Annotated in this window: 21 protein-coding genes and 1 tRNA gene; 11 read left to right on the plus strand and 11 right to left on the minus strand. The window is 31.3% G+C overall.

Going from position 1 to position 23,162, the window contains the following annotated elements:
- The first annotated feature begins 11 nt into the window (after positions 1 to 11).
- A complete protein-coding gene (locus tag KKI44_RS17915; protein ID WP_214591185.1) occupies positions 12 to 701 on the plus strand; it encodes a zinc metallopeptidase in 690 nt (229 codons plus the stop codon).
- Here the strand turns inward: KKI44_RS17915 and KKI44_RS17920 are convergent.
- The 9 genes from KKI44_RS17920 to rbfA all read right to left on the minus strand — a co-directional run bounded on the left by KKI44_RS17920 (position 698) and on the right by rbfA (position 9,070).
- The gene (locus KKI44_RS17920; RefSeq protein ID WP_214588569.1) at positions 698 to 1,300 is read right to left on the minus strand and encodes an IMPACT family protein; all 603 of its coding nucleotides are present in this window, start codon (positions 1,298 to 1,300) and stop codon (positions 698 to 700) included. The two genes, KKI44_RS17915 and KKI44_RS17920, sit on opposite strands and share 4 nt — an antisense overlap.
- A 122-nt stretch (positions 1,301 to 1,422) precedes the next feature.
- Entirely contained in the window at positions 1,423 to 1,587 is a 165-nt protein-coding gene (locus tag KKI44_RS22870; RefSeq protein ID WP_336731300.1) for a bacteriocin-like protein, read from the minus strand.
- A 9-nt stretch (positions 1,588 to 1,596) separates the two neighbouring features.
- A complete protein-coding gene (locus KKI44_RS17925; protein WP_214588570.1) occupies positions 1,597 to 1,779 on the minus strand; it encodes a bacteriocin-like protein in 183 nt (60 codons plus the stop codon).
- A gap of 104 nt (positions 1,780 to 1,883) precedes the next feature.
- Positions 1,884 to 2,915: a bifunctional diaminohydroxyphosphoribosylaminopyrimidine deaminase/5-amino-6-(5-phosphoribosylamino)uracil reductase RibD gene (gene ribD / locus KKI44_RS17930; RefSeq protein ID WP_214588571.1), complete on the minus strand. Its 1,032-nt coding sequence runs from the start codon at positions 2,913 to 2,915 to the stop codon at positions 1,884 to 1,886.
- Positions 2,916 to 2,976: 61 nt separating this feature from the next.
- Positions 2,977 to 4,782 (minus strand): DUF349 domain-containing protein, encoded by a 1,806-nt coding sequence (locus KKI44_RS17935; protein ID WP_214588572.1) that lies wholly within the window; start codon positions 4,780 to 4,782, stop codon positions 2,977 to 2,979.
- Positions 4,783 to 4,859: 77 nt separating this feature from the next.
- Entirely contained in the window at positions 4,860 to 5,597 is a 738-nt protein-coding gene (locus KKI44_RS17940; protein WP_214588573.1) for a shikimate dehydrogenase family protein, read from the minus strand.
- Between the two features lie 60 nt (positions 5,598 to 5,657).
- Positions 5,658 to 7,454, minus strand: a complete 1,797-nt coding sequence (locus tag KKI44_RS17945; protein ID WP_214588574.1) for an endonuclease — start codon at positions 7,452 to 7,454, stop codon at positions 5,658 to 5,660.
- 47 nt (positions 7,455 to 7,501) lie between these two features.
- Positions 7,502 to 8,707 (minus strand): ABC transporter permease, encoded by a 1,206-nt coding sequence (locus KKI44_RS17950; RefSeq protein WP_214588575.1) that lies wholly within the window; start codon positions 8,705 to 8,707, stop codon positions 7,502 to 7,504.
- 3 nt (positions 8,708 to 8,710) lie between these two features.
- A complete protein-coding gene (gene rbfA / locus KKI44_RS17955) occupies positions 8,711 to 9,070 on the minus strand; it encodes a 30S ribosome-binding factor RbfA (RefSeq protein WP_214588576.1) in 360 nt (119 codons plus the stop codon).
- 90 nt (positions 9,071 to 9,160) lie between these two features.
- Between rbfA and mce the strand changes: the two genes are divergently transcribed.
- The 10 genes from mce to KKI44_RS18005 all read left to right on the plus strand — a co-directional run bounded on the left by mce (position 9,161) and on the right by KKI44_RS18005 (position 19,923).
- Positions 9,161 to 9,559 (plus strand): methylmalonyl-CoA epimerase, encoded by a 399-nt coding sequence (mce, locus tag KKI44_RS17960; RefSeq protein ID WP_087705849.1) that lies wholly within the window; start codon positions 9,161 to 9,163, stop codon positions 9,557 to 9,559.
- A 62-nt stretch (positions 9,560 to 9,621) separates the two neighbouring features.
- Positions 9,622 to 9,695: transfer RNA gene (locus tag KKI44_RS17965), tRNA-Ile, on the plus strand.
- 88 nt (positions 9,696 to 9,783) lie between these two features.
- Positions 9,784 to 10,578 (plus strand): hypothetical protein, encoded by a 795-nt coding sequence (locus KKI44_RS17970; protein WP_159745791.1) that lies wholly within the window; start codon positions 9,784 to 9,786, stop codon positions 10,576 to 10,578.
- 142 nt (positions 10,579 to 10,720) lie between these two features.
- Positions 10,721 to 10,999, plus strand: coding sequence for a helix-turn-helix domain-containing protein (locus tag KKI44_RS17975; RefSeq protein WP_159745789.1), 279 nt, complete (start codon positions 10,721 to 10,723; stop codon positions 10,997 to 10,999).
- On the plus strand, positions 10,992 to 11,384 hold the full coding sequence (locus KKI44_RS17980) for a hypothetical protein (RefSeq protein WP_159745787.1): 393 nt from the start codon (positions 10,992 to 10,994) through the stop codon (positions 11,382 to 11,384). The genes KKI44_RS17975 and KKI44_RS17980 overlap by 8 nt, the downstream gene beginning before the upstream one ends.
- A 4-nt stretch (positions 11,385 to 11,388) precedes the next feature.
- Positions 11,389 to 12,705, plus strand: a complete 1,317-nt coding sequence (locus KKI44_RS17985) for a DUF3987 domain-containing protein (RefSeq protein WP_214588577.1) — start codon at positions 11,389 to 11,391, stop codon at positions 12,703 to 12,705.
- An 84-nt stretch (positions 12,706 to 12,789) separates the two neighbouring features.
- The gene (locus KKI44_RS17990; protein WP_159745783.1) at positions 12,790 to 13,992 is read left to right on the plus strand and encodes a site-specific integrase; all 1,203 of its coding nucleotides are present in this window, start codon (positions 12,790 to 12,792) and stop codon (positions 13,990 to 13,992) included.
- Positions 13,993 to 14,081: 89 nt separating this feature from the next.
- Positions 14,082 to 14,960, plus strand: coding sequence for an ATP-binding protein (locus KKI44_RS17995; protein ID WP_159745781.1), 879 nt, complete (start codon positions 14,082 to 14,084; stop codon positions 14,958 to 14,960).
- Positions 14,938 to 16,020 carry a DUF3871 family protein gene (locus KKI44_RS18000; protein ID WP_214588578.1) on the plus strand — a complete coding sequence of 361 codons (1,083 nt, stop codon included), beginning with the start codon at positions 14,938 to 14,940 and terminating at the stop codon, positions 16,018 to 16,020. The genes KKI44_RS17995 and KKI44_RS18000 overlap by 23 nt, the downstream gene beginning before the upstream one ends.
- 126 nt (positions 16,021 to 16,146) lie before the next feature.
- Positions 16,147 to 19,923: a hypothetical protein gene (locus tag KKI44_RS18005; RefSeq protein ID WP_214588579.1), complete on the plus strand. Its 3,777-nt coding sequence runs from the start codon at positions 16,147 to 16,149 to the stop codon at positions 19,921 to 19,923.
- On the opposite strand, the gene KKI44_RS18010 is transcribed toward KKI44_RS18005, so the two are convergent.
- Together KKI44_RS18010 and KKI44_RS18015 are read right to left on the minus strand one after the other, a co-directional pair.
- Complete coding sequence (locus tag KKI44_RS18010) at positions 19,920 to 21,089, minus strand: HNH endonuclease (protein ID WP_214588580.1); 1,170 nt, start codon at positions 21,087 to 21,089, stop codon at positions 19,920 to 19,922. The two genes, KKI44_RS18005 and KKI44_RS18010, sit on opposite strands and share 4 nt — an antisense overlap.
- The gene (locus KKI44_RS18015; protein WP_214588581.1) at positions 21,082 to 23,139 is read right to left on the minus strand and encodes an AAA family ATPase; all 2,058 of its coding nucleotides are present in this window, start codon (positions 23,137 to 23,139) and stop codon (positions 21,082 to 21,084) included. The genes KKI44_RS18010 and KKI44_RS18015 overlap by 8 nt, the downstream gene beginning before the upstream one ends.
- Positions 23,140 to 23,162: the final 23 nt, after the last annotated feature.

Below are 23,162 nucleotides of genomic sequence, written 5' to 3' on the forward strand. Positions count from 1 at the left end.
AGATTACAGAGATGAATGGTTATTATTTGATTATTATTGTTTCGATGGCGGTGAGTTGGTTTGTCTCCTGGAGGCTGAAATCGAAGTTTGAAGAGTATTCTAAAGTCTACCTCAGAAACGGACTTTCCGGAAAGGAAGTTGCGGAAAAAATGCTGAGAGACAACGGAATCAATGATGTTCAGGTAATGTCGGTTCCGGGACAGTTAACAGATCATTACAACCCCGAAAATAAAACAGTTAATCTTTCCGAAGCGGTTTATATGCAGAGGAATGCAGCGGCAGCGGCTGTTGCAGCTCATGAATGCGGTCATGCTGTTCAGCATAAAGTAGGATATTCTATGTTACAGCTCCGTTCTAAATTGGTTCCGGTAGTCAATATAAGCTCCAATCTGATGCAGTTTGTAATCATGGGAGGACTTGTCATCATGGCATTAAGCGGAAATAAACTGATTCTTACGATCGGAGTGATTATGTTTGCCTTAACAACGCTTTTCGCATTTGTAACACTTCCTGTAGAATATGATGCAAGCAACAGGGCAATGAAATGGCTTCGCGATACGGGAACGGTAACTACCGAAGAATATGTAGGCGTAAAAGACAGCTTGAAATGGGCAGCGAGAACTTACGTTGTTGCTGCGATCGGCTCTCTGGTACAGCTTCTTTATTTTGCTTCCTTACTAATGGGGGGAAGAAGAGATTAATCTTTAAATGTGAATGAAACATATTGCATCTCGGATAGCTTTTCCGAGATGCTTTCTTTTTGTGAAAGTTTCAGAGAAGCGGTTACTATGCAGTTTTCATTCGCATCAAATTGCAGGACTTTTGCATCATACTTCGACAGTAAAGTGAAAATGATATTCTGCTGATTAAAATTAAACTGAATCTCAACGGTCGTTTCAAGTTCTTTTGTAATGATATTTGCTTCTTCCAGTGTAATTTTTGCCGATTCTTTATAGGCTTTTACCAAACCGGAAACCCCCAGTTTTGTTCCTCCGTAGTAACGGACAGAAATAACCAGAACATTGGTAATTTCATTGGCCAATAACTGGTTGTAAATCGGAAGTCCGGCACTTCCCGAAGGTTCTCCGTCGTCATTTGCGCGATAATTTTCTCCGTTAAGTCCGATTCTGAAAGCATAACAATGATGCGTTGCCTTCGGATGTTCTGCACGGATTTTTTCCAAAGCGTGTTTCAGTTCTTCCTCGTTGTTCACCGGGAATGCAAAACCCAGAAATTTACTTCCCTTTTCTTTTAATAAAGTATTTTCTACTGCAGATTCTATCGTCTTAAAATTGAACATATGTAATGAGGAAAAATATTTTTTCGAATGTTAGAATAATTATTCAAAGGTAAAATATTTTTAAGAAAAAGTCCCGGAAACGGACAATAAAAAAGAGAACCGTTACAGTTCTCTTTATTCGATTAACAAGGAAAGCTTCCTTCTAGCCAAGGCGGAGGACAGCTCATACTTGAAGGTGTTTTACAGCATCTTTGTAGATTTGGCGGATAATAAGAACAACAAACCGGTGCTATTCCGCCGACAAGCTTTTTAAGCTCTTTTCTTTGAAGTTTTTTCAGATTTTTCATATAATATTTTTAAAGTGAAATAGGTGGGTTTAAGCAAGCCTGCCCAATCGGAATACATACACCATTGCAGTTATATTGCGTGTGGATGTTGCAAGGACACACTTTTGTTCCGTTTTGAAGATAATAACATTTTTCGATTCCTCCGAGAACGCTTTTGAGTTCGTGCTTGGATAATTTTCTCAGATTTTTCATGATGATGATTTTTTTTAGTTCATCATAAAGCTACATAATTAATTTCAAAAAATGGTGAAAAATTGCAAAATATTTATTATGTTAAATTTTTGATTATTAAATATTTAAATACTTTCCGGAAGGAAAAAATCAATGCGGTTATCTCTGATAAATTCAGTTTTAAAAGGATTTGACTGGTCAAAAACAGGAGCTTGGGTTCCGTTCTCAAGAAGAAGACTTTCATTTTTAATAACAATCGCTTCGTCCCAGAGACTCGCATCTATAAACTGCTGTAAAGTAAATTTTCCACCCTCAATAATTACAGACTGAATCTGCTCTTTATACAGAGCTTCCAAAAGATTCTGAAGGAAATTGTCTTTTTCGGTTTTAATAAAATGAACATGATCTGCAATTTCTTCTTTTACAGAATTAATCACGATGGTTTTCGCTTCTTCGTTATAAATTTTAAAATTCTGAGGAACTTTCAGATCAAAATCAATTAAAATTCTCACAGGATTAACGCCTTCCACATTTCTTACCGTTAAACTTGGATCGTCGTTTAAAGCAGTCTGTGTTCCAATCAGAATGGCGTGTTCATCGGCTCTCAACTGATGTACCAACTGATTCACCAGAGAATTTGAAACTGCGGTTGGCTTAAAGTCTTTATCCAGAAATCCGTCTCCGGACTGCGCCCATTTCAGAATGATGTAAGGTCTTTTCTTTTCGTGGTAAGTGTAAAATCTTTTATTAAGATCAATACATTCTTTTTCCAGAACGCCTGAAACCACTTCAATTCCTGCATCCTGAATGATTTTTTTTCCTTTTCCGTTCACTTTGTCATGAGAATCCATCGCTCCGATAACCACTTTTTTAAAGCCTAATTCCTTGATTTTTAAAGCACAGGGCGGCGTTTTTCCGTAATGCGCACAAGGTTCTAGTGTAACATAAATAGTGGATTCGGGAATTAAAGATGGGTCTTCAACGGAATTAATAGCATTAATTTCCGCATGAGGTTCTCCCGCTTTCTGATGATAGCCTTCACCGATAATTTTACCGTTATGCACAATTACACTTCCCACCAAAGGATTCGGATAGGTTTTTCCAGTCGCTTTTTCAGCGAGTTCGATGGCTCTTTTAATATAAAATTCGTCCTGCATACTGAATGAAAAAAGCGAAGTCAAATTGCTTTGCTCCGCTCTTTTTGTTTTTTAAATATTGTTATTCTCCGGCAATAATGCTGTGAAGATTTTGTTTTAAAGTTTCCAGATGAGCTTTTTTCTCGTCGATAGAATCATAAGTATCTCTCAACATAGGATTTTCTCTTGATGGGTTTTTGAAGAACGCCAGATTGTTTTCCAGTTTTACGATTTCAGCTTCAAGATCAGAAATCTGGCTCTTGATTTTTCTTGCTTTGTCTGTAAGCTGGTTTTCAGATAATCCTTCTTCTTTAAGTTCAAGCTCGTTGATTTTATTTAATTTCAGTTTTTCTCTCAACGTTTTGTTGAATTCTGTGTTGATGGAGATTTTATCTCTCGGTACTTTTCCGATGTTGTTCCATGCGGTTTTGATGGCTTCAATTCTTTCGATGCTGCCTTCCTCGTTCCCGATTGTTTTCAGTTCATCAAGAATTGCTTTTTTCTGCTTGTAATTTTCTTTCCAGTTATCCGTAGAAGCATTGCTTTTTTCACGGTAATTGTTGAAGAATGCATTACACGCATCACGGAATTCGTCCCAGATTTTATTCGTCATGCTTTTCGGAACATGCCCGATTTTTTTCCAGTCTTCCTGAAGTTTTTTGAACAAAGGAACGGCGATGTCCCATTCTTCGTTATTCTGGTTGTCTTTCGCAGTCTGGATCAGTTTTAATTTTTCTTCCAGATTGGCTTGCTGAGAACCTTTTAACGATTTATAATAGGTGTTTTTTGTTGTGTTGAATCCTCTTAGGATTGTTTTAAATTCATTCCAGTTTTGGTTGGAAAGCTTTCTTGGAACACTTCCAGTTTTCAGGAATTCTGAACGAAGTTCTTCCACTCTGCGGATCGCATTCTGCCAGTAATTATGGTTGGGATTTTCTCCGGGCTCAGAAAGTTTCTTAATTTCAGCAATGATCTGATTTTTCTTTTCCAGATTTTCGTTCTGCTCCGTTTCAATGGCTGCGGAAAGTTCAGATTTTCTCTCGTGAATCTTGTTTGAGATTTCTTTGAATTCTTCCCACGTTTTCTCACGGAATTCTTCGGCAACCGGTTCTGCCTCTTCTTTCCAGAGTTTATGAAGATACTGAAGTTCATTCAGCGCTTTCTGAATTACAGGCTCATGTTCAAGCTGCTTTGCACGTTCAATGATGTGTTGTCTTTTTTCAAGATTGTGGCTGTATTCCTGCTCCAGAAATTCTTTATTCAGATCAAGCATCTGATAAAACTGGTTCAGATGGTGGAAATAGTTGTTGTTGAGAATCCTGAATTCAGATTTTGCAACCTGTCCCGCTTTAGACCATTCTTCTTTAATTTCTCTAATCGATTTGAAAAGATTGGTTCCCGGTTCGGAGTTGGTATAAAGGTTTTTAAGTCTTTCGATAATACTCTGGCGGTGTTCCAGATTTTTCTTCTGCTCTTCTTCCTGACCTTTCTGGTAGGCATCATGCTTTTCTCTGAAAATATTCACCAAAGCAGAGAATTTTGCCTGAGAAGGATGCTCATAGCTGAAATTTTCAGGAGCATTTCCGGCTTCTGTATACTCATGCTTTTTATCTTCCACTTCATCATGGATGTAATGACTTGCTTTTTCTTTCAGCTGATTGAATTTTTTGAAATCCTCACCTGCGTTGGGCGCATTGATGATTCTTTCCATTTCCTTTAAGGCATCGGCAAGAGAAATGTCTACATCCTCATGTTCTTCTTCATGTTCTGTGTCTTCATGATGAACATTTTCATCCTGAACTTCTGTGTTTTCCAATGGCTTTTCCTGAAGGACTTCGTTAGAGTTCTTGTTTTCCTCGTTTTCAGAAAGGTTGTTTTCTGTAGTCATAGCAAATCGTTTATGTGAGTGGCATTAAAATATCCTCTAAATATAATGCTAAAAAGCTAATATAGTACTAATTTATGTTATTTTTTTTGAAAGTTCCAAATTTCCCAGGCTTTTTCTGCCTGCTGTTCCAGCATATAATAACCGTTCACTGTTTTGGCTCCCTTTTCAGCGGCATTGATGATGAATCTGGTATAGTTTGGGTTGTAAATTAAATCAATAATCAGATGATTTTTTGAAAGACCTTCAAAAGGAAAATTCAGGCAGTCTTCCACATTCGGGAAAGTTCCTACCGGAGTACACTGGATAATTAGCTTATGATTCTCAACGGTAGCAGCATCTAAATTGTCATAATTAATTTCTGTGCTTCGGGAAACCGTAACCGATGGAATTCCGTGTTTATCCAAAACATATTTTACGGCTTTTGCAGCGCCTCCGTTTCCTAAAATGATGGCTGAATCATGATGTGGTTTTTTGTGAAGCAGCAAAGTCTTTTCAAATCCGAAAGCATCGGTATTATAACCTGTTTTCTTTCCGTTTTCAATCAATACACAGTTTACAGCCCCGATGTTCTTCGCTTCATCGCTCAGTTCATCCAGATAATCAATAATTTTTTCTTTGTAGGGAATTGTTACGTTAAATCCTGCTAAATCCGGAGCAGAGAACAGATTTTTTACTTCATCGATCTCATTTAAATCGAAAATACTGTAAGAATAGCCTTTCAGCATCAGTTTCTGAAATTTGTCTTCAAAGTATTTTTTTGAGAAAGAGTAGGAAATGTTTTTCCCGATCAAGCCTAATTTTTTATTGGAATCCATAGGATAAAATTATAAAAAAAGACCGGAAAAACCGGCCTTTCATATAAATATTTTTTTGTCTTAGTTCACTATAAATTTCGCGGAATAAGAATCCGTTTTCAGGATGTAGTTTCCTTTGGACAATCCTTTTAGGTTAATTCTGTTAGAAGTTTTGAAAGGATTTTCAATCGTTTCGATCAGTTTTCCTGAAAGATCATAGATCTGAGCTTTTGAAATTCTGTTCAGGTTTTCTCCTTTTACAAATAATTCATTGTTTTTTACAGGATTAGGATAGATCGTAAACTGAGATTTATCTTTGGTTGTTTCTACAGTTGCTAATGAAGTGAAGCAAGTCCAGCTTAGATCATCAATTGCCACTCTGTTTCCGGAAACAGGATTAATCAGTTTAATCGTAATATTTCCGCTCACATTGATGTTATTAATTGTAGTAGTTGTAGGAGCTGCGGCATTATAAGGAATGGTTCCTACCTGAACTCCGTTTACTTCAACATTTAATGAACTGTCGCTTCCTCCGAATTTTAACTGTGCAGTTACCGTTAAACTCTGGATTCCTCCTGAAACTGCAGAGCTTAGTAAATTTCCGTTTCTCACAGTAATAGCCTTACCGTTGATAGTCTGGTCTGTTCTAGCATCTGTTGCAGTCCATGTAATATTATTATTCGTCCAGGTTTGGGTGGCGTAGGTTGAAGAGGCAGCAGGAATATTTGAGAAATCTTCTGTCCCGCAGCTTCCGCCCGGCTGTCCGCCTGCAAGAGTGGTTCCCGAAGCGGTATTACTTGCCGGAGAAGCATTTCCTGCGGCGTCTTTTGCAATTACATAAAAATTATAGGTTGTAGAAGGGTTCAATCCTGAAACCGTAGCAGTTGTTCCGGTAACGGTAGAATATAAAACACCATCTTTATAAATATCATATCCTGTAACGCCAACATTATCTGTAGAAGCTGTCCAGCTTAAAGAAATGGTGTTGGATGTAGGATTGCTGGTCGCCAAATTGGTAGGAGCTGTCGGAGCCTGTGTATCAACAACGGGAGTTCCCCAAATCTGAGCAACGTATTCAGGATGATCGATGTATGGATTTCTGTTTCCCTGATAATTGTAAGAAGCATTGTTTCTTGCAATTTCAGTAGCAGAAACTGGATCTGCATTATGCCACGCCAATAGCTGGTTCAGTTCCCATGTTTGTAATCCCGGAAATGCAGAACCTCCCAACATATTTCCTGTTCCGAAACCGGAAAGCTGAGATTCATATCTTGTTACGAAATACAGGATCATTCTTGCAATATCGCCTTTAAAAGCATCAATCGGCTCAAAAACCGTCCCCGAATATCCCGGAGAAACAGAAGTTCCCAGTTTTGATCCGTTTAAAGAAGTGAAAGATGCAGTTCCCACTTTTCCGTATGGAAAGTTAGATCTCATTCCGTTTACTTTAGCATCAGTTGGTCTGATGAAATGAATGTCCGAAAGCATCGGAGTATTGCTGTTGAATAAACTTTGTGGAACAACGTGCTCTCTGTTGTAACATAATCCTTCCGGACCGCTGCTTCCGCTACACTGCCCGCCAGGATAAGTATAAGAGTAAGGATCTGTGCCGTTTGGATTTTCAGAGTATATATCTAAAATGGTATTGTCGTTTTCATAGCCTGTCATAGCGATGTTATCGCGGTCTGTCGTTGCATAACCAGTCCATAAACCGTTATAACCGTTGTCGATGTGACCGTTTGTGATAATCTGTTTCAGTTTGGTTTTTAAAGCAGCTCCGGTAAGACCTGCAGTTCCGTCGTAATATCCCGTAGGAATCTGAGCGAATGTACTTATCAAGACAAAGCTCAATAAAAAAGAGAATAATTTACGTTTCATTTTTAAAAATTGGGACGCAAAGATACGAAAAAATGAAAGCTTATGTATTAATTTTTAGTAATATAATCTTTGCTGATCTTAGAAAATGCCCATGAAATTCCAAAACCGAATAACGATGCGGTAACGGCAACAATAAGATAATTTTTACCTACTATTTTCACCGGAAAAGGTAAGGTTTCGTTGGCTTTAAAAAATTCTGTGAACTGCTGGAAATAGCAGAGCCCCGTTCCTAAAATTAAACCCGAAATAATTCCTAAAATAACAATTAAAACTCCGGTATAGAAATAGACCTGTCTTAAATGACTTAACGGAAATCCTAAGGAAATAAGGGATTTTGCCTGTTCTTTTTTATCAAGCTGAAGAATAATAATGGCACCTGCTAAATTGAAGGTGGTAATGAATATAACCAGTGCAAAAATTAAATAAATAAACAGCTTTTCTGTATTAATCATCTTCCAGAATGCTGCATTTTCTTCTTCTTTGGTTTTTATTTCAATACCTTTTCCAAGAGAGGAAATCAGCTTTTGTTTTACAGAATCTGCATTTTCCGGATTTTTTAATTTAATAACAATTTGATAGGCAGAGTGTTTTGGGAGGTTTAACAGTTCTTCAGTTAATTCAACAGGAGCAATAATATAATTGTCCAGCTGGTCTTTTCCTGCAAAAACTCCGGAGACGAGAATGTCTTTTTTGTTATAAATATCTTCTTCTTTATTGATGATGCCGGTTCCCGGTTTCGGCATAAAAATCGTTGCATAATCCGAAGTCGAGGGTACAGGAATCGAAAGTCTGTTATCCAGAGAGTTTTCCATTAAAACTTCATTGGAATATTTGAAACTCGGATAAGCGCCGTAAAAAACATCTTTGTTGATGGGATTTACTTTCGTATAAGCAGAATCTACCCCTCTCAGATAAGCAATATCGCCTTTTCCGTTATAGCTGATGTAGACTTTTTCTTCAATAACTCTCGAAAAATTGCTGATCTCTTTATTGTTTTTGAGAACGGAATTTATTTTATCAAAATCTTTCAGCGTTTTTCCGGAAGCACTTTTAAGGGTAAGATCGGCATGGAGATTTGAAATCAATTCTTTATTGAGATCTTCAAGCCCCGAAAAAACCGAGATAATAACAAACATTGCAGTAACGGCAACCGTCATCGCACCAACCGCCAGCCACGTAATAAACGTAACGGCAGTACTGCCTTTTTTAGACAAAAGGTATCGGGAAGCGATATAAAATGCGATGTTTTTCAAGGGCTACAGAATAGGGTTGTCACCTTCACCTCTCAATTCTTGTTCCAGTTTTTCAACGTCATCAAGAGAAGTGTCTAAGTAGAAATTAAGATTAGGGATTACACGAACCTGCTTCGCCATTTTCTGACCGATGAAGTTTCTGTATTGTGCCTTGTTCTCCTCAATTTCCTTCATCACAGCTTTGCGGTGTTCCTGCGGAAATATGCTTAAATAAATTTTGGCAATACCCAGATCCGCCGTTACTTTTACATCCGAAACCGTTACCAGAATGCTTTGTCTGCTTTCTGAAGCCTGTTTGCGGAAAAGTTCTGCGAAATCTTCCTGTATAATCTGTGCTACTTTTCTTTGTCTGTTACTTTCCATAATTTCTGCAAATTTAGTACTTTTGTTTGAATTGATACTTTGAAATCTGGTCGCTGTATCAAATTTACGACTTAATTTATTTAAATATTTATGAAATTAGAACATATTGGCATTGCCGTAAAATCTTTAGGCGTTTCTGATGAACTTTTTGCAAAGCTCTTAGGGAAGGAATCTTATAAACAGGAATCTGTGGAAAGAGAAGGGGTGGTTACTTCTTTTTATGCTGCCGGAGAAAGCAAAATTGAACTTTTGGAGGCGAGTAAAGAGGATAGCCCGATCTCAAAGTTTATTGAAAAAAAGGGAGAGGGCATCCATCATCTGGCTTTTGGTGTGGAAAATATTCTGGAGGAAGTGCAAAGACTGAAAAAAGAAGGTTTTGAATTTATTTCCGAAGAGCCGAAAGAAGGTGCTGATAATAAATTAGTTGTCTTCCTTCATCCTAAATCCACAAACGGCGTGCTGGTAGAACTTTGCCAAGAAAAGCAATAAAAAATTTTGTAGTGAAAGAAATTTTACTATTTTTGCAAACACAAAATTTAACCAAGTTTTGAGGTCCTATAGCTCAGTTGGTTAGAGCACCTGACTCATAATCAGGTGGTCCCTGGTTCGAGCCCAGGTGGGACCACTTTTTAAATCAAGCACTTACAGATTTGTAGGTGCTTTTTTTATTTTTTGACTGCAACAATACTGCAACATTTTATTATTTTTGAATTATGTCGGTTATTTATGTTTTCAAAGTATTTAGCGATGGTTCATATTCAAATGAATCAAGTAATTTAATCTCTGTTGAATTAGATTCAAAAGATTTTAATGAGACATGGGATTTTTTGAAAATCTCTAATATAGCACAGGTTTCCATCTCAAGTAGAACTTTAATCTTATTGAAATCTCTTATTTCTAAATTTGATATATCAAGTTTTGAGACACTTTTATTAAATATCGGTGTTAATTTACAGAATGCTTTTATAATATACCAAGATTCCTATAATGATATTATTTTAGATGATTTTAAAAAAGAAGATAATGAATACAGAAACTTGCTAAATATCATAGAAGAATACTTTTTTAATAGCAGTAATGAACTCAATTCGATTTCATTTAATTTCAATAAAAAAAACTTTCCGATTTCTCCATTTAAAAATCAGTCAGTTCTTACCGATGTAATGAATGGTATTACAAAATATTTGGACATTAATATCGAAAATTTTCATAACAGAAAAAAACAAATCTTAGAAGATACCATTCAAATAAAAAAGGGTAAAGGTGATGAATTTATAAGAACAAGATTAGTTCAAGAACTATTTAAATTCTTCAAAACTGAAAAGCCACAATTTTCTGATTATTATATTCTTCAATTCATTGGCTGCTTTCTTCATATTTGCCAAATTCCATATAATTCTACTATTAAAGAAATTCAGATAGATTCTATTGAGGAAGAAATTAATTCAATAGATGTTAATCTTATGAGACTTTACATTGATAGACCAAAAAGTATCTTCACTAAATAGTTGAATTTCAACTACAACAAAATTTATTCAAATTTCATTTTTGTCTGCAACTATTTTTAGCTTTTGCATTATAGACCTTTGTCTCGAAAATAATAAGTCCAAAATTTATAAAGGCTGCCTGGACTTAATTAAATCAATCGAAATGAATATAAATAAAGACAAAGGCAATTTAATTTTGCCTGATTACGTAGCAAAAGATATTTTAAGCTCAAAGGAAGCTGCTCAATATCTCGATTTATCAGAAAGTTCTTTGTATAAATTGACATCTGAATCAAAAATTACATTTCATAAACCTAATGGTGGGAAACTGTACTTTAAGAAATCTGATTTAGATAATTGGATGCTTCAAAATGAAAGCAAAAGTATAGATGCCTTAGGAGAGATAATGCTTAACAATTTAAAAGTTAGAAAAGATGTATAAGAGATTAGAAAATTATTCGATAGAGCATGAGGCTAAAATTGATTTTCATGAATTTAATAAAAGAATTTTAAGAACTATTGAAAACCTTTCAATTACTGAGGTTGTATCTAATGGCTATCTTTATGAAGTAAATGGAAAAACTAACCGTGGTATTGCTGTTACCTATTTCTCAAATAAAATTGAAATTTCAATTTTTCCTTTAAGTAATAAATATGATTATAAATTGGGAGATGTTTTGTTAAATTACTTAGCTTTTTATTCAAATGGGACTTTTTCTGTTGTAGCGAAAAGTAAAAATAGCCCTCCTTACGATGATAGAATGAAGAATGATAGTAAAGGATACTTTATTTTTCCTAAAGTTTTAGAAAGTAAAATTAATATGTAGAGGTATGGAGGAAGTTAAATATAACAATGGAATTGTTAATGAAATGATTGGTGATAAAGTCTATAAATTATTACCCTCTGTATTGAAAAATATAACAAATAATTTTGAAGGAAGAGAAAGAGATATAGTTTTAGTATCATCATTATCTGTGTTAAGTGGTTGTTTACCTAATATTTATGGGGTTTATGACAGTGATAAAGTTTATTCGAATCTTTATTCAATAATTATTGCGCCTGCTGCATCTGGCAAAGGCGTTATGAATAAGTCAAGGATTCTAATTGAGAAAATTCACGATAGGTTATTGGAATTAAGCATTCAGGAGCAGAAAGAATGTAGAGAAGAAAAGAAAAAAGCGAAAGAAAGAGATTTTGAAAATTGTCCTTCACCTGAAATCAAGATTTTACCTGCCAATATTTCAACTGCGGAAATGTACTCCTATTTATCTAAATCACAGAATGGTTTAGTTATAATAGAATCAGAAGCGGATACAATGAGTATTATGCTAAATAATGATTGGAGTAATTATTCTGATGTATTACGTAAGGCATTTCATCACGAGCCTTTATCAATTAGCAGAAAATTAGAGAATATTTTTGTTGATATAAAAGAACCAAAATTATCAATATTGTTAAGTGGAACACCACAACAGCTCAAAAGTTTAATAAAGTCTAAAGAGAATGGATTGTTTTCCAGGTTTATTGTTTATTCTTTTGATGAGATCTCTGGATTTAAATCTGATTTGTTTTTAAAGAAAACAAATGATATCAACACTATATTTCAAAATGAAGCTTCTGTAATATTTGATTTTTATGGGAAGCTGAAAGAATTAGATTGTGAAATAGAATTTTTATTTACAGAGTCACAAAATAAAGCTTTTACAAAAGAATTTGAGATTTTACATGAGACAATTATAAACGGACATTCTCATTCATTTTTATCTAATTTACGTAGACATGGTCTTATTTGTTATAGAATTGCAATGATTTTATCTGCATTAAGAAATTTAGATAAAATTATAGAAGGTAAAAAGTTGCTATGTGAAAATGTTGATTTTATCTTAGCTTTAAGAATTACGAAGACATTATTAAAACATTCATTAATAACATTTAATTCATTTGATGATTCATTCTTATCAGAAAATGATGAGCAATTTCTTTTTTCGTTACCATCAACTTTTACAAGAGCGGAAGCAATACAAAAAGGTGAAACTTTAGGTATTCCAACCAGAACGGTTGACGATAAATTAAGCCAATGGAAAAAAAAGAAAATAATTATTCCGGTCAAACATGGTGAATATCGCAGAGATAGAAAGATGGTGTAAACCTGCAATTATTGCAGTTTCTGCAATTTAATTTAACTGCCCAGCTTCTTGGGCAGTTTTTCCTAAACTTTAAAATTAAAATAGATGAATACAAGTATTAAAATAGTGCTTGACAGTAGACCTATGTCCAATGGTCAATACTCTGTTTATTTACAAATCATAAAAGCACGTCAAAGAAAAAAGATAAATATTGGTTTAAAATGCTATAAAGCAAATTTTGAAAATGAACAGTTTCTTAAAGGACATCAAAATTACAAAGCTGAAAATAAGATTCTTAATAAAATTAAAGTCAAAGCTGAAGATATAGTTAGAGATTTTCAGTTGGATGATAAAGATTTTTCTCTCGAGGAATTTGAAGATAAATTTAGAGGAAAACAAATAAATAGAAAATTAGTAATTCCTTTTTTTGATGAAATTATTGATGAACTAACTACAGCTCATAGGCTTGGTAATGCAAGGGCTTATAGCGAAACTAAAAATGCACTTTTAAAGTTTTCTAATGATAAGATTAAATTTACTGATATAACTCCTGAGTTCTTAGAAAAGTTTGAAGTTGATATGAGGTCAAGAGGGAATATAGATGGTGGTATTGCATTTAAAATGAGGGAATTAAGGTCGTTAATTAATAAAGCAATTCAAAGGAAAATAATGTCAAAAGAAGATTATCCATTTGATGAATATTTGATTTCAAAACTAAAAATAAAAACTAAGAAAAGAGCATTGACGGAAGAGGATTTTAGAAAATTTAAAAATGTTGATTTGTCTGATAGACCTGAATTGTTGGAAGCTTATCATTATTTTATGTTTTCATTTTATACACGAGGGATGAATTTTGTTGATATGATGAAGCTGAAAAAATCTGATATTAAAAATAATAGAATCATTTATACTCGTTCAAAAACAAAAGGAGATTTTAGTTTAGAATTGAATAATAAAGCAAAGGATATTATTAATTACTATAGTAATAGAAATAAATCAGAGTATGTATTTCCCATTTTGCTCCACAATGAAATGACACCTTTGCAGATTGAAAATAGAAAGCATAAGATACTTTCAAGATTCAACAATAAGCTTAGGGAGATAGCTAAGATAGCTAAAATTGAAACTCATTTAACTTCTTACGTTGCAAGACATAGTTTTGCAACAATTATGAAGAATAGGGGAGCAAGTACAGATATAATTTCTGAATTGATGGGACATAGCAATGTTCAGGTTACAATGACTTATCTGAAAGAGTTTGGCAGTGATGTATTAGATGATGCTGTAAAAACATTAGATGATTTATAATCTTAACTATTAAAAGTCGGAGGAAAGGTTAGGCAAATTGGCTTAACCTTTTTTCATTTTAAATATTAATCATTAAACAAAAAAATATTATGCAATTAAGGCAAAGCGAAAGAAAAAGAGCCAAAATCAAAATGGCTCTGCAAGGTGCATCAGGAACAGGAAAAACTTATTCTTCCTTACTTATAGCACAAGGACTGACAAATGGTGACTTGTCAAAAGTAGCTGTAATTGATACAGAGAATGGAAGTGCTGATTTATATGCTCATTTAGGTAACTACAATGTTTTGACAATGTCACCTCCATTTACACCTGAGAATTATATTAAAGCTATTGAAGTTTGTGAAAATGCAGGAATAGAGGTTATTATTATTGATTCCATTTCTCATGAATGGGATGAACTATTAGATTTTCATTCCAAATTAGCAGGAAATAGCTTTACTAACTGGGCAAAGATTACACCGAGACAAAAAGCCTTTGTAGATAAAATTCTTCAAGCCAATGCTCATGTTATTGCCACTATGAGAACTAAGCAAGACTATGTACTCAATCAAAAAGATGGTAAATATATTCCTGAAAAAGTAGGTTTGAAATCAGTTCAAAGAGATGGGTTGGATTATGAATTTACTCTGGTTTTTGATATTGATATTAAACATTTTGCAGTATCAAGTAAAGATAGGACTGGCTTATTCATGGGCAAACCTGAATTTCAGATAAGTGAATTGACAGGGAAGCTAATTTTAGATTGGTGTAATAGTGGAACACCTGGACAACAGCATATTCTTAATGAGCAGCAGATAATTCAACAAATTCAGTACTGTAATAATATTGCTGAATTACTGGCTTTGTATAAGCAATATCCCGAATATCAAGAGAACCTTAAACCTCATTATGAGGAGAAAAAGAGTTTCTTAATACAACTATCCAATCCTAAAAATTATTCAACAAATGGACACACTAAGACACATTAAGCCTGCCACTTTAGAGCAGGCTTTTGATTTAAGACCAGTCAGCGACACAATAATTGAAATGTTACCTGGAGATGATACATATATTCCAGCTCCAGGTAACTTACGAATACCCTCAGAACCTTTACAAACTCAAATTGAATATGCTCACAAACCTTTTATAGAAGCCAATACGCAGGGGGTTCATTTGCAGCATTTGAAAAATGAATGCATTATACCTGTGTTCAGCAAGGATAACGAAAAAACTATTAGTCATCAGGAATTTATAGAAATATCTCAAAACTGCATTGCTAATGTATTTCCTAATCATTCTTTCACTAAGCCTGAAATAAGGGTTTCTCATCAAATTAAAGGTAGGATTCCAGGTGCTATTTATAAGAATGTAAAGGATTTGTTAGACCATGAGAAAACCATCTATTATGAAAGAATGGCTTTTATCATAAAGATTCCAACCATTACAGATAATATTAATGGTAATGAGTTATCACTGACAATTGGTGGAGTTAGAGCCTATAATCAGGAGAATTTGTACAATAAAAAGACTTTTGAAAAGTTTAAATTTTTTGTTGGTTTTCAGAATAAAGTGTGTTGTAATCTTTGTGTTTGGAGTGATGGGTTTGTTGATGATTTGAAGGTTAGCTCTTATGAAGAGCTAAAATCTAAACTTTTCCAGGTACTTAGCAATTATAATGCAGAGAAACATTTATCAGAAATGAAACAGTTTGTAGATTACTCATTAACTGAGCATCAATTTGCTCAATTGTTGGGTAGAACAAGGCTGTATCAGCATTTACCTAAAAAAGATAAATTAAAGATACCATTACTCCAATTTACTGATGGTCATATTAATGCCATTACTAAAGATTATTATGAAGATGAAAGTTTCTGTAGAGATATTTCTGGAGATATAAACCTATGGAATCTCTACAATCTCTTTACACAAGCTAATAAGAGCAGTTATATAGATACATTTTTAGATAGAAATTTGAATGCTTTTGATTTCACTAAAGGTATTCAACAAAGTCTCAATGGTAGTTCTGATTATCATTGGTTTTTGAGTTAGAGGAACTGTCCTACAGAAATGTAGGGCAGAATTTCCTAATAATTTGTAATTTGCAAAAAACTATAACTTGTGCTAAAAGTAATTTTAAACAAAATAAATGAGAATTACATTTCCCTTAAAAATCAGATGACAGAAATTTATTTTAATGCTCTGTCAAAAGCAATTTTTAGTTTGGGAAAAAGAAAAAACAAAATTCTAACTAAAAATAATCCTAATTACAATCATTTAGAAGACCTTACACCATTCATTGTCAAAGAAGATGAAGATAATTATAACCTAAAAACTTATTTAGAGTCTATAAGATGGGGAATTTTAAATCAAAATGTGAAAAATATTGCAATTTCTGGTTCTTTTGGCACAGGAAAAAGCACAATTCTTAATCTTTTCAAGAAGAATAATCCGGAGTTTAAAACATTAGATATCAGTCTTGGAAAGTTTGAAAAAAATGAACAAAAGGAGATTGATATTGAGACAAGTATTGTTCAACAAATTTTGTATTTTGAGAAGAAGAGAAATTTGAAGGATTCAAGATTTGAACGTATTAATAATGATAGATTTATTTTATTAAAAGCTATTTTATTCATTATTTGGATATATTCAATATTATATATATTCTTCGATAAAATATATAATAAATTAATTTTAACTGATAAGATAGAATTTTCATATTATCATCTATTAATAAAATTTATCTTTTTGACAGGCTTCTTTCTCATACTGAAGAAGTTGTTTAGACAAATTTTTAAACTAAAAATCAATAAAATAAGTTTTAGTGACGCAGAATTTGTACCGAAAGAACATAATGATATTTCGATAATTAATAAACATATCGATGAATTAATATATTTTTTTGAAAAGACTAAAACACAAGTCGTTTTTATAGAAGATATTGATAGATTTGAATCAGCTGCAGAAACTTTTATAAAATTAAGAGAGTTAAATATACTTATAAATAATTCAAAGGATATTCTTCAAAAAGTAACTTTTGTTTATGCGGTTAAAGACGAGTTATTTAGTAGGAATGATGAAAAAACAAAATTTTTCGATTTAATAATTCCAATTATACCAATTATTGATTATAGTAATTCAAGTACACAATTTATTAAAAGACTCAAGAAGGATTTTATCGAAAATAACATTATTTCTGAAGATATTATCTATGATATAGCTCCATATATAAATGATATGAGAAGTCTTATCAATATTATAAATGAGTTCAGAACTTACTATAAAATTAAATTTAACGAGAATTCTGATATCAATGGGAATAGCTTATTTTCATTAGTAGTCTTGAAAAATATATATCCAAATGAATTTAAATGTTTGCAAAACAAACAAGGAGTAATTTATTCAATTTTTCAGAATAAAATTCATTTTTATTCTGAGCTGAAAGCGATTTTAGAAAATAAAATCAGTGACCTAAAAATTGAAAATAAAGCAATACTTAACGAACAACAAGATAATATCCAAGAATTACGGAAGCTATATTTATATGAGATATTACTTTTAAGCAAGAATGCAAATATTTATTATTTGGGCGACTCTCAGATTGAATTTAAAGATTTGCTTACTACTGAGAGTTTTGAAAGAATGGTTGAGCTGAATGCGATATCGCATTATCACATAAGGAAAGAATTTCTAAGATTCAGTGATATAGAAGCAAAAGTGTCACCAAAACCTTATAAAGAAAGAAAACAAGTAATAATACATAAATCTAATAATAAATTAAAAAATAACGAAATTACTATAGATAAGATTCAAGCTGAAATTAATAATTTAAAAAACTCGTCTATCTACCAACTGTTTCAAAAATCTGAGAGAGCTAAAATTGATAATTATTTTGATGATATCTTTAATAGTTATAAAAAGTTGAATATTGAACAGAAGCCATCATTAGAAACTGATTCTGTAGAAGAAGAATTTTCAAATGAAATTGAAGTTAAAAAAATGGCATTAAATGAAATTAGTGATGAAGAAACTAACCTGCATTATAGCCTTCTAAAGGTTTTAATAACGAATAAATATGTTGATGAAAATTACTCGACTTATGTTTCGTTGTTTTATCCTGAATCAATAAGTGAAAAAGACAATAACTTAAAATTAAGAATTATTCAGGATGGAATAACAGACTTTAATGAAAGCATTGATAAAACAAAGAATTTTATTTCTGAATTAGGTAGTAACAATTTTAAAAAGGAATCCGTACTAAATTTCTATATTCTTGATTACCTACTTATTAATTATAGAGACAATGAAAATATCTCAAGCAAGCTTGATGAGTTTATTGTTGTATTAAGTAGTGAAAAAGATAAATCTGTTCAATTTATCGAAAAATATATTGAGTTTTCCGATTTAAATGGAACAATTATAGAATTTGTAAGAAAAATATCAATATGGGAAGGATTTTGGAATTTAATATATAGTAGAGAAGAATTCACTATTGAAAAGAAAAGAAGAGTTTTAGATATTATAATGAAATATCTTGATATTGAAACAATCAAACTTCTTAATAAGGAGAAGAAAATAAACACCTTTCTGAATAACTATGATGATTTTTTACTGAATAATTTTGAAAAAGAAACTAAGGAAAAATTAATTGACAAATTAAAAGTCTTAGGTGTCAAATTCAATAAAATAAAATATGGAGATATTATTTTCGAAATAGTCATAAAAGTAATTGAATATAACCTTTATAAAATAAATATAAGTAATATAAACCTCTTCTTAGAAAAAGTAAATTCTCAAAATATTGATTTGGATTATAAAACAGCAAACTATTCTTATCTATTACAATCAAGCGTTACATACTTAAAACAAAATATTAATAATAATAATATAAATGAATATGTCGAGCAGGTTTTATTGAAACTTGAAAATAATACTGAAGAAGAAATTAATGTCGTTGTAAGTTTAATTAACAATTCTAATGTTAAACCTGAAAATGTTGATTTATTGATAGAAAAATTAAACTTTAAACTCTCAAATATCTCAGAAATAGAAAATAGTACATTTTGGTCTACTTTAATGATTGAGAAAAAGATAGAACCAAGTTGGAAAAATGTTTTACTATACTATAAATCTAAATCTGAAGAAATCGATGATGTTCTTATTGAGTTTTTAAATTTCAAACCTAATTTTGAAATACTAAGTGATAAATGTATTGATCATTTTTTAAATGAAGAGGAGGAGATTGTATCTGATACTATCGAAAGATTTAATATTTCACTTGTAAATTCTGCGATATCAGAAGAGTCATTTAATAACTTGGTTCATTCCATGACGAAGAATTTTGATGATGCTTCTGTAATTGAAAAATCCAGTAGAATAAATATTTTAATTGATAATGATTTAATTGTTTTTAATAATAAAAATTTATCTGAGTTACATGGTAAAGATTTAGAATTATTTGTTGAAAAGAATGAAGAAGAACTTAAGAACTCATATGATTCATTGGTATTATTGATTTACACTTGGATTACTATTTTGACATCCAATATTTCGGGGTTTTTAAAGAAACAAATCTTTGATCATTTAACGCAAGATAAAAGTTATAGTTCAGAAGACGAAATGTTTTTGATTAAGGTTTTAATAAATTTTTATGAGCAAAAGTTTCATTCCTTTTCTGAGTATTTTTTAAATTGTATTGTGAAATCTACGTTAAAGCAATATGCTAAAATTCGATACCTTAATTTTGATAAAGAATATATATCAGATCAATTAATGAATGAATCAATTAAATTAATTGGCAATCCTTATTCTAAAGTTCTGAATAAGGAAAAATTTGAGCTTCCAAATACAGAAGAAAATGCTGAAGCATTAAGAAACCTTCAGCAAATGGGCTATATTAAAAGAACATATTTAAGAGATAAAGATTCAAAAATAACAGTGAGCTATCATGACTAAAGAGGAATTATTTCTAACTGCTTAGCAATGTCTTTTTTATACTTTTGAAATGGTTTATTACTATCTACTGTAAAAATATCAGATCCAAATATTTGGGTCTTAATTTCATTCTTGGAAATAGGTTTTCCTTTATCATTAAATAAATCAAAAATTTCCTTGATTTGAGAATCAGAATAGATTCGTCTCTTAGAAATAAGCTCATGAGATATATTTTTATGAAAATTATATCTACCTTGTAAATTAAAAACTTTAAAATATTCTGTATAAGGAGATTCAATTTTTATAGAATATTCATTTAGTTCTTTGGGTAAATTTTTATTATCAAATCCTGTCTTAAAGTAAATCTTGAATATTATATCACTGATTGTTTTTAAGCCTGTCGGTGAAGTGAATAATAATTCATCTAAATTCGAATAAATTTTTTTATCATTTTTAAGCTTGGAATTACAACTGTAACAACTTGGCACAAGATTGAATAAACTTAGGCTCAAGTATGGATATTCACTTTGTGGCAATAAATGATCTAAAGTAAGATGATTTTTCTTTTCATTTTTGAACAAATCAAATTTTAGTATACCTGACGCATCTGTAAGCTGAAGTAATATCTTATTGATGTATTTACTACTACCAGTATTTATATCGGAATATTTTAAAATTTTCCCTTTATAGTCATTAATAATGTCATCTGAATTTACGTCTCCTATGCCATGAATTTTCATTAAATCTTCTTTAGTACATTCATTCATAAAATGTTCAAAATCTCTATAGTCATTATCTAATGGGATATAGGCATTTATAAAATCAATTCCACAATAGTTACAACCAGTAATATTTAATGATATCGAATAATTATTGAAAAATTTTGAGAGTTCATCTTGCTGAAATTTTGAGTAATTGAAATACGATCTGAGCTCTTCCTTTTTTGTTTTTTTTTCCCCATCTGACAAGCCATCAAATATATTGGTTTCTGATAATGGGATTAACTGAATTAAATCTTCAAGAGGCGTTATTAAAAGCTCTTCGAAAACAATTCTTACTCCGATGGAATTAAGAAAATTTTGGATTTTAGGAATATCAATTTTGCTACTTTTCAAAATGAGATTCTGAAACTCTTTTTTAAAATTTTCTAATTTTGTGACATTGGTAGGATAAGTTAATTTATGCATCTTCTATTTTTTTCTTGAGTATTTCTAATCTTGTAATTTCTTTACTAATTTGTTCAAGATCATCTTTTTTATCGAAATATTTATTGTCTAAATCCTCTAAATGATTTTTTAGAATTTGGCGAATTACGTTTTCGCCTATTAGATCAATCAAGTTTGCAAACTCTTCTCGACGTTCTTTATATTGAGTTTTATTGTCTTCGTTATATTTTTCAAATTCCAAAAACTCTGTGACCTTACTTTTTGCAAATGCTCCCATGGTTTCTTCTAAGAAAAAGCCGTTAGATAGAATCTCGTGTATATTTTCACCAAAAGTATTATCAGATGGGTATTCCTTAGATACACTAAAATTATTATCTACTTCTAAAAACAAAGTATTTTGTTTGGGTATATCTGAAAGAATAAACGGAGAATGGGATATTATAAGAATATTAATACCATGTATTTCTGGAAACTTAAAGCTTTTTAAATCTTTTAGTAAACGGTGGATATAATTTCTCTGGTATTCTGGATGAAAATATAATTCAATTTCATCTAAAATAATATTAGCGTAATTGTATTTTACCAATATACCTTTTTCTTCTTCAACAGAGTTAAGGTTACTTAGATGATATAAAATTGAAGAGATAGAAGTAATAAGTTGCATCTCTCCTGAACTAATAGTTTCGAGAATGTCAATGGACTTTCCAGACATAATTTTAGTTTGAAATATTGGAGGAGGTAGTAACTCTAACAAAGGAATACCTTCTTCCGTTTTTTCTATTAGAAAGTTTGATAGATCAAAAATAGGAACTAAATTTTCATTGGTTTCATCAATCAAATGTCGCCATATGGTATCATAATTCTTTATGAAATTCACAACTTGTTTCAATTTTACTACAATATGGCTTTTACTACCAGAAAATTTTTCTAAAAAATTATTGAATGAAATATTATAGCTTTTTAAACTACCATATTTTTCGCCCTCATCAATAAAATCTTTATATAAAATATATTTATCGCAAATACTTGTTATCTTATAAAGTATATATAAGTCTAATCTACTTTGTAAAAAAGGTATTTCTATATCAGAAATTTTGAAGTGATTTTTAAATTCGCTCAAAAGTTCATATAAATTGCTGTATAGAAAAGGTGGTGTAGTTGCATTATTAACTGAAAAAGTAAAACCATAATTGTCTTTTAATATTTCTAAATAAGATGCTTCAATTTTATCGTTATCATTAAATTTTATTAAATTACTGCTATCTCCTGGAACAAAAGCATGGAAATAACGATTATCTTTAGTTATTAATTTTATGTTATGTACTCTTAAATTATTGGTTATTGTATAATCTGGATTCAAAATGATTGTAGCTAATAATCTTTGCTGTAATAAATAATTTTCATTATTCACGTCAATGATTCCTGCCATACCATCATCTTTACTTTCTCTTTTAGGATTTATCACAATCGGAATTTGGTATGAATCATTTTTATGGAAAAGTCCATCTATCCAATCTCCCAATTCCCAAGAATTAAATGCATAAATAGAGTAGTTAATAATATTCGTATAGAAAAAATTATCAAAATCCTGTTTTTCATCTCCACCAACCCCTTTAATGATACACTCTCTATCTTTCACTTGGAGAACATAAAAAATAGAATCAATTTCGTAAAATAACTCACAAAATACTTTTTCAGCTTCTAACTCACCGGTTGTTTTTAAACTGGCAGTGGTTTTTATTTTATCATCATATTGTAATTGCAATGCAAATTGATTAAGTGATGAAACTATTAAATTGATTAATGTACTTTTCCCACTACCATTTTTTCCAACAATTGCTGATACATTTATATTTTTCCCAAAAAAATCATTTAGTGCTGAATTTGGATTTTCAATTTCATCTATTTCAGAATAAATGATTATGTCTTTATCATAAGAATCTATCCTTTTATTATCTGAGCTAAATATATATTCATTATAAAACTTATAAATTCTATTCGGTTGAAGATTTTTTAAAAATTTTGAGCCACATCCGTCAGTAGGGCGAATTGCAAGTAATTTAAATGACATGTTTATAAAAATTTTTATGGTTA

The organism is Chryseobacterium sp. ZHDP1 (assembly GCF_018603435.1).
Lineage (GTDB): Bacteria > Bacteroidota > Bacteroidia > Flavobacteriales > Weeksellaceae > Chryseobacterium > Chryseobacterium indicum.

Excerpts from the sequence above, each read along its gene's own strand:
- rbfA (WP_214588576.1), bottom strand. The coding sequence starts at position 9,070 with ATGGAAAGTAACAGACAAAGAAAAGTAGCACAGATTATACAGGAAGAT.
- KKI44_RS17975 (WP_159745789.1), top strand. The coding sequence starts at position 10,721 with ATGAATATAAATAAAGACAAAGGCAATTTAATTTTGCCTGATTACGTA.
- KKI44_RS17945 (WP_214588574.1), bottom strand. The coding sequence starts at position 7,454 with ATGAAACGTAAATTATTCTCTTTTTTATTGAGCTTTGTCTTGATAAGT.
- KKI44_RS17940 (WP_214588573.1), bottom strand. The coding sequence starts at position 5,597 with ATGGATTCCAATAAAAAATTAGGCTTGATCGGGAAAAACATTTCCTAC.
- KKI44_RS17920 (WP_214588569.1), bottom strand. The coding sequence starts at position 1,300 with ATGTTCAATTTTAAGACGATAGAATCTGCAGTAGAAAATACTTTATTA.
- KKI44_RS18010 (WP_214588580.1), bottom strand. The coding sequence starts at position 21,089 with ATGCATAAATTAACTTATCCTACCAATGTCACAAAATTAGAAAATTTT.
- KKI44_RS18015 (WP_214588581.1), bottom strand. The coding sequence starts at position 23,139 with ATGTCATTTAAATTACTTGCAATTCGCCCTACTGACGGATGTGGCTCA.
- KKI44_RS17985 (WP_214588577.1), top strand. The coding sequence starts at position 11,389 with ATGGAGGAAGTTAAATATAACAATGGAATTGTTAATGAAATGATTGGT.
- KKI44_RS18005 (WP_214588579.1), top strand. The coding sequence starts at position 16,147 with ATGACAGAAATTTATTTTAATGCTCTGTCAAAAGCAATTTTTAGTTTG.
- KKI44_RS18000 (WP_214588578.1), top strand. The coding sequence starts at position 14,938 with ATGGACACACTAAGACACATTAAGCCTGCCACTTTAGAGCAGGCTTTT.
- KKI44_RS17990 (WP_159745783.1), top strand. The coding sequence starts at position 12,790 with ATGAATACAAGTATTAAAATAGTGCTTGACAGTAGACCTATGTCCAAT.
- KKI44_RS17915 (WP_214591185.1), top strand. The coding sequence starts at position 12 with ATGAATGGTTATTATTTGATTATTATTGTTTCGATGGCGGTGAGTTGG.
- ribD (WP_214588571.1), bottom strand. The coding sequence starts at position 2,915 with ATGCAGGACGAATTTTATATTAAAAGAGCCATCGAACTCGCTGAAAAA.
- mce (WP_087705849.1), top strand. The coding sequence starts at position 9,161 with ATGAAATTAGAACATATTGGCATTGCCGTAAAATCTTTAGGCGTTTCT.
- KKI44_RS17995 (WP_159745781.1), top strand. The coding sequence starts at position 14,082 with ATGCAATTAAGGCAAAGCGAAAGAAAAAGAGCCAAAATCAAAATGGCT.
- KKI44_RS17935 (WP_214588572.1), bottom strand. The coding sequence starts at position 4,782 with ATGACTACAGAAAACAACCTTTCTGAAAACGAGGAAAACAAGAACTCT.
- KKI44_RS17925 (WP_214588570.1), bottom strand. The coding sequence starts at position 1,779 with ATGAAAAATCTGAGAAAATTATCCAAGCACGAACTCAAAAGCGTTCTC.
- KKI44_RS17970 (WP_159745791.1), top strand. The coding sequence starts at position 9,784 with ATGTCGGTTATTTATGTTTTCAAAGTATTTAGCGATGGTTCATATTCA.
- KKI44_RS17980 (WP_159745787.1), top strand. The coding sequence starts at position 10,992 with ATGTATAAGAGATTAGAAAATTATTCGATAGAGCATGAGGCTAAAATT.
- KKI44_RS22870 (WP_336731300.1), bottom strand. The coding sequence starts at position 1,587 with ATGAAAAATCTGAAAAAACTTCAAAGAAAAGAGCTTAAAAAGCTTGTC.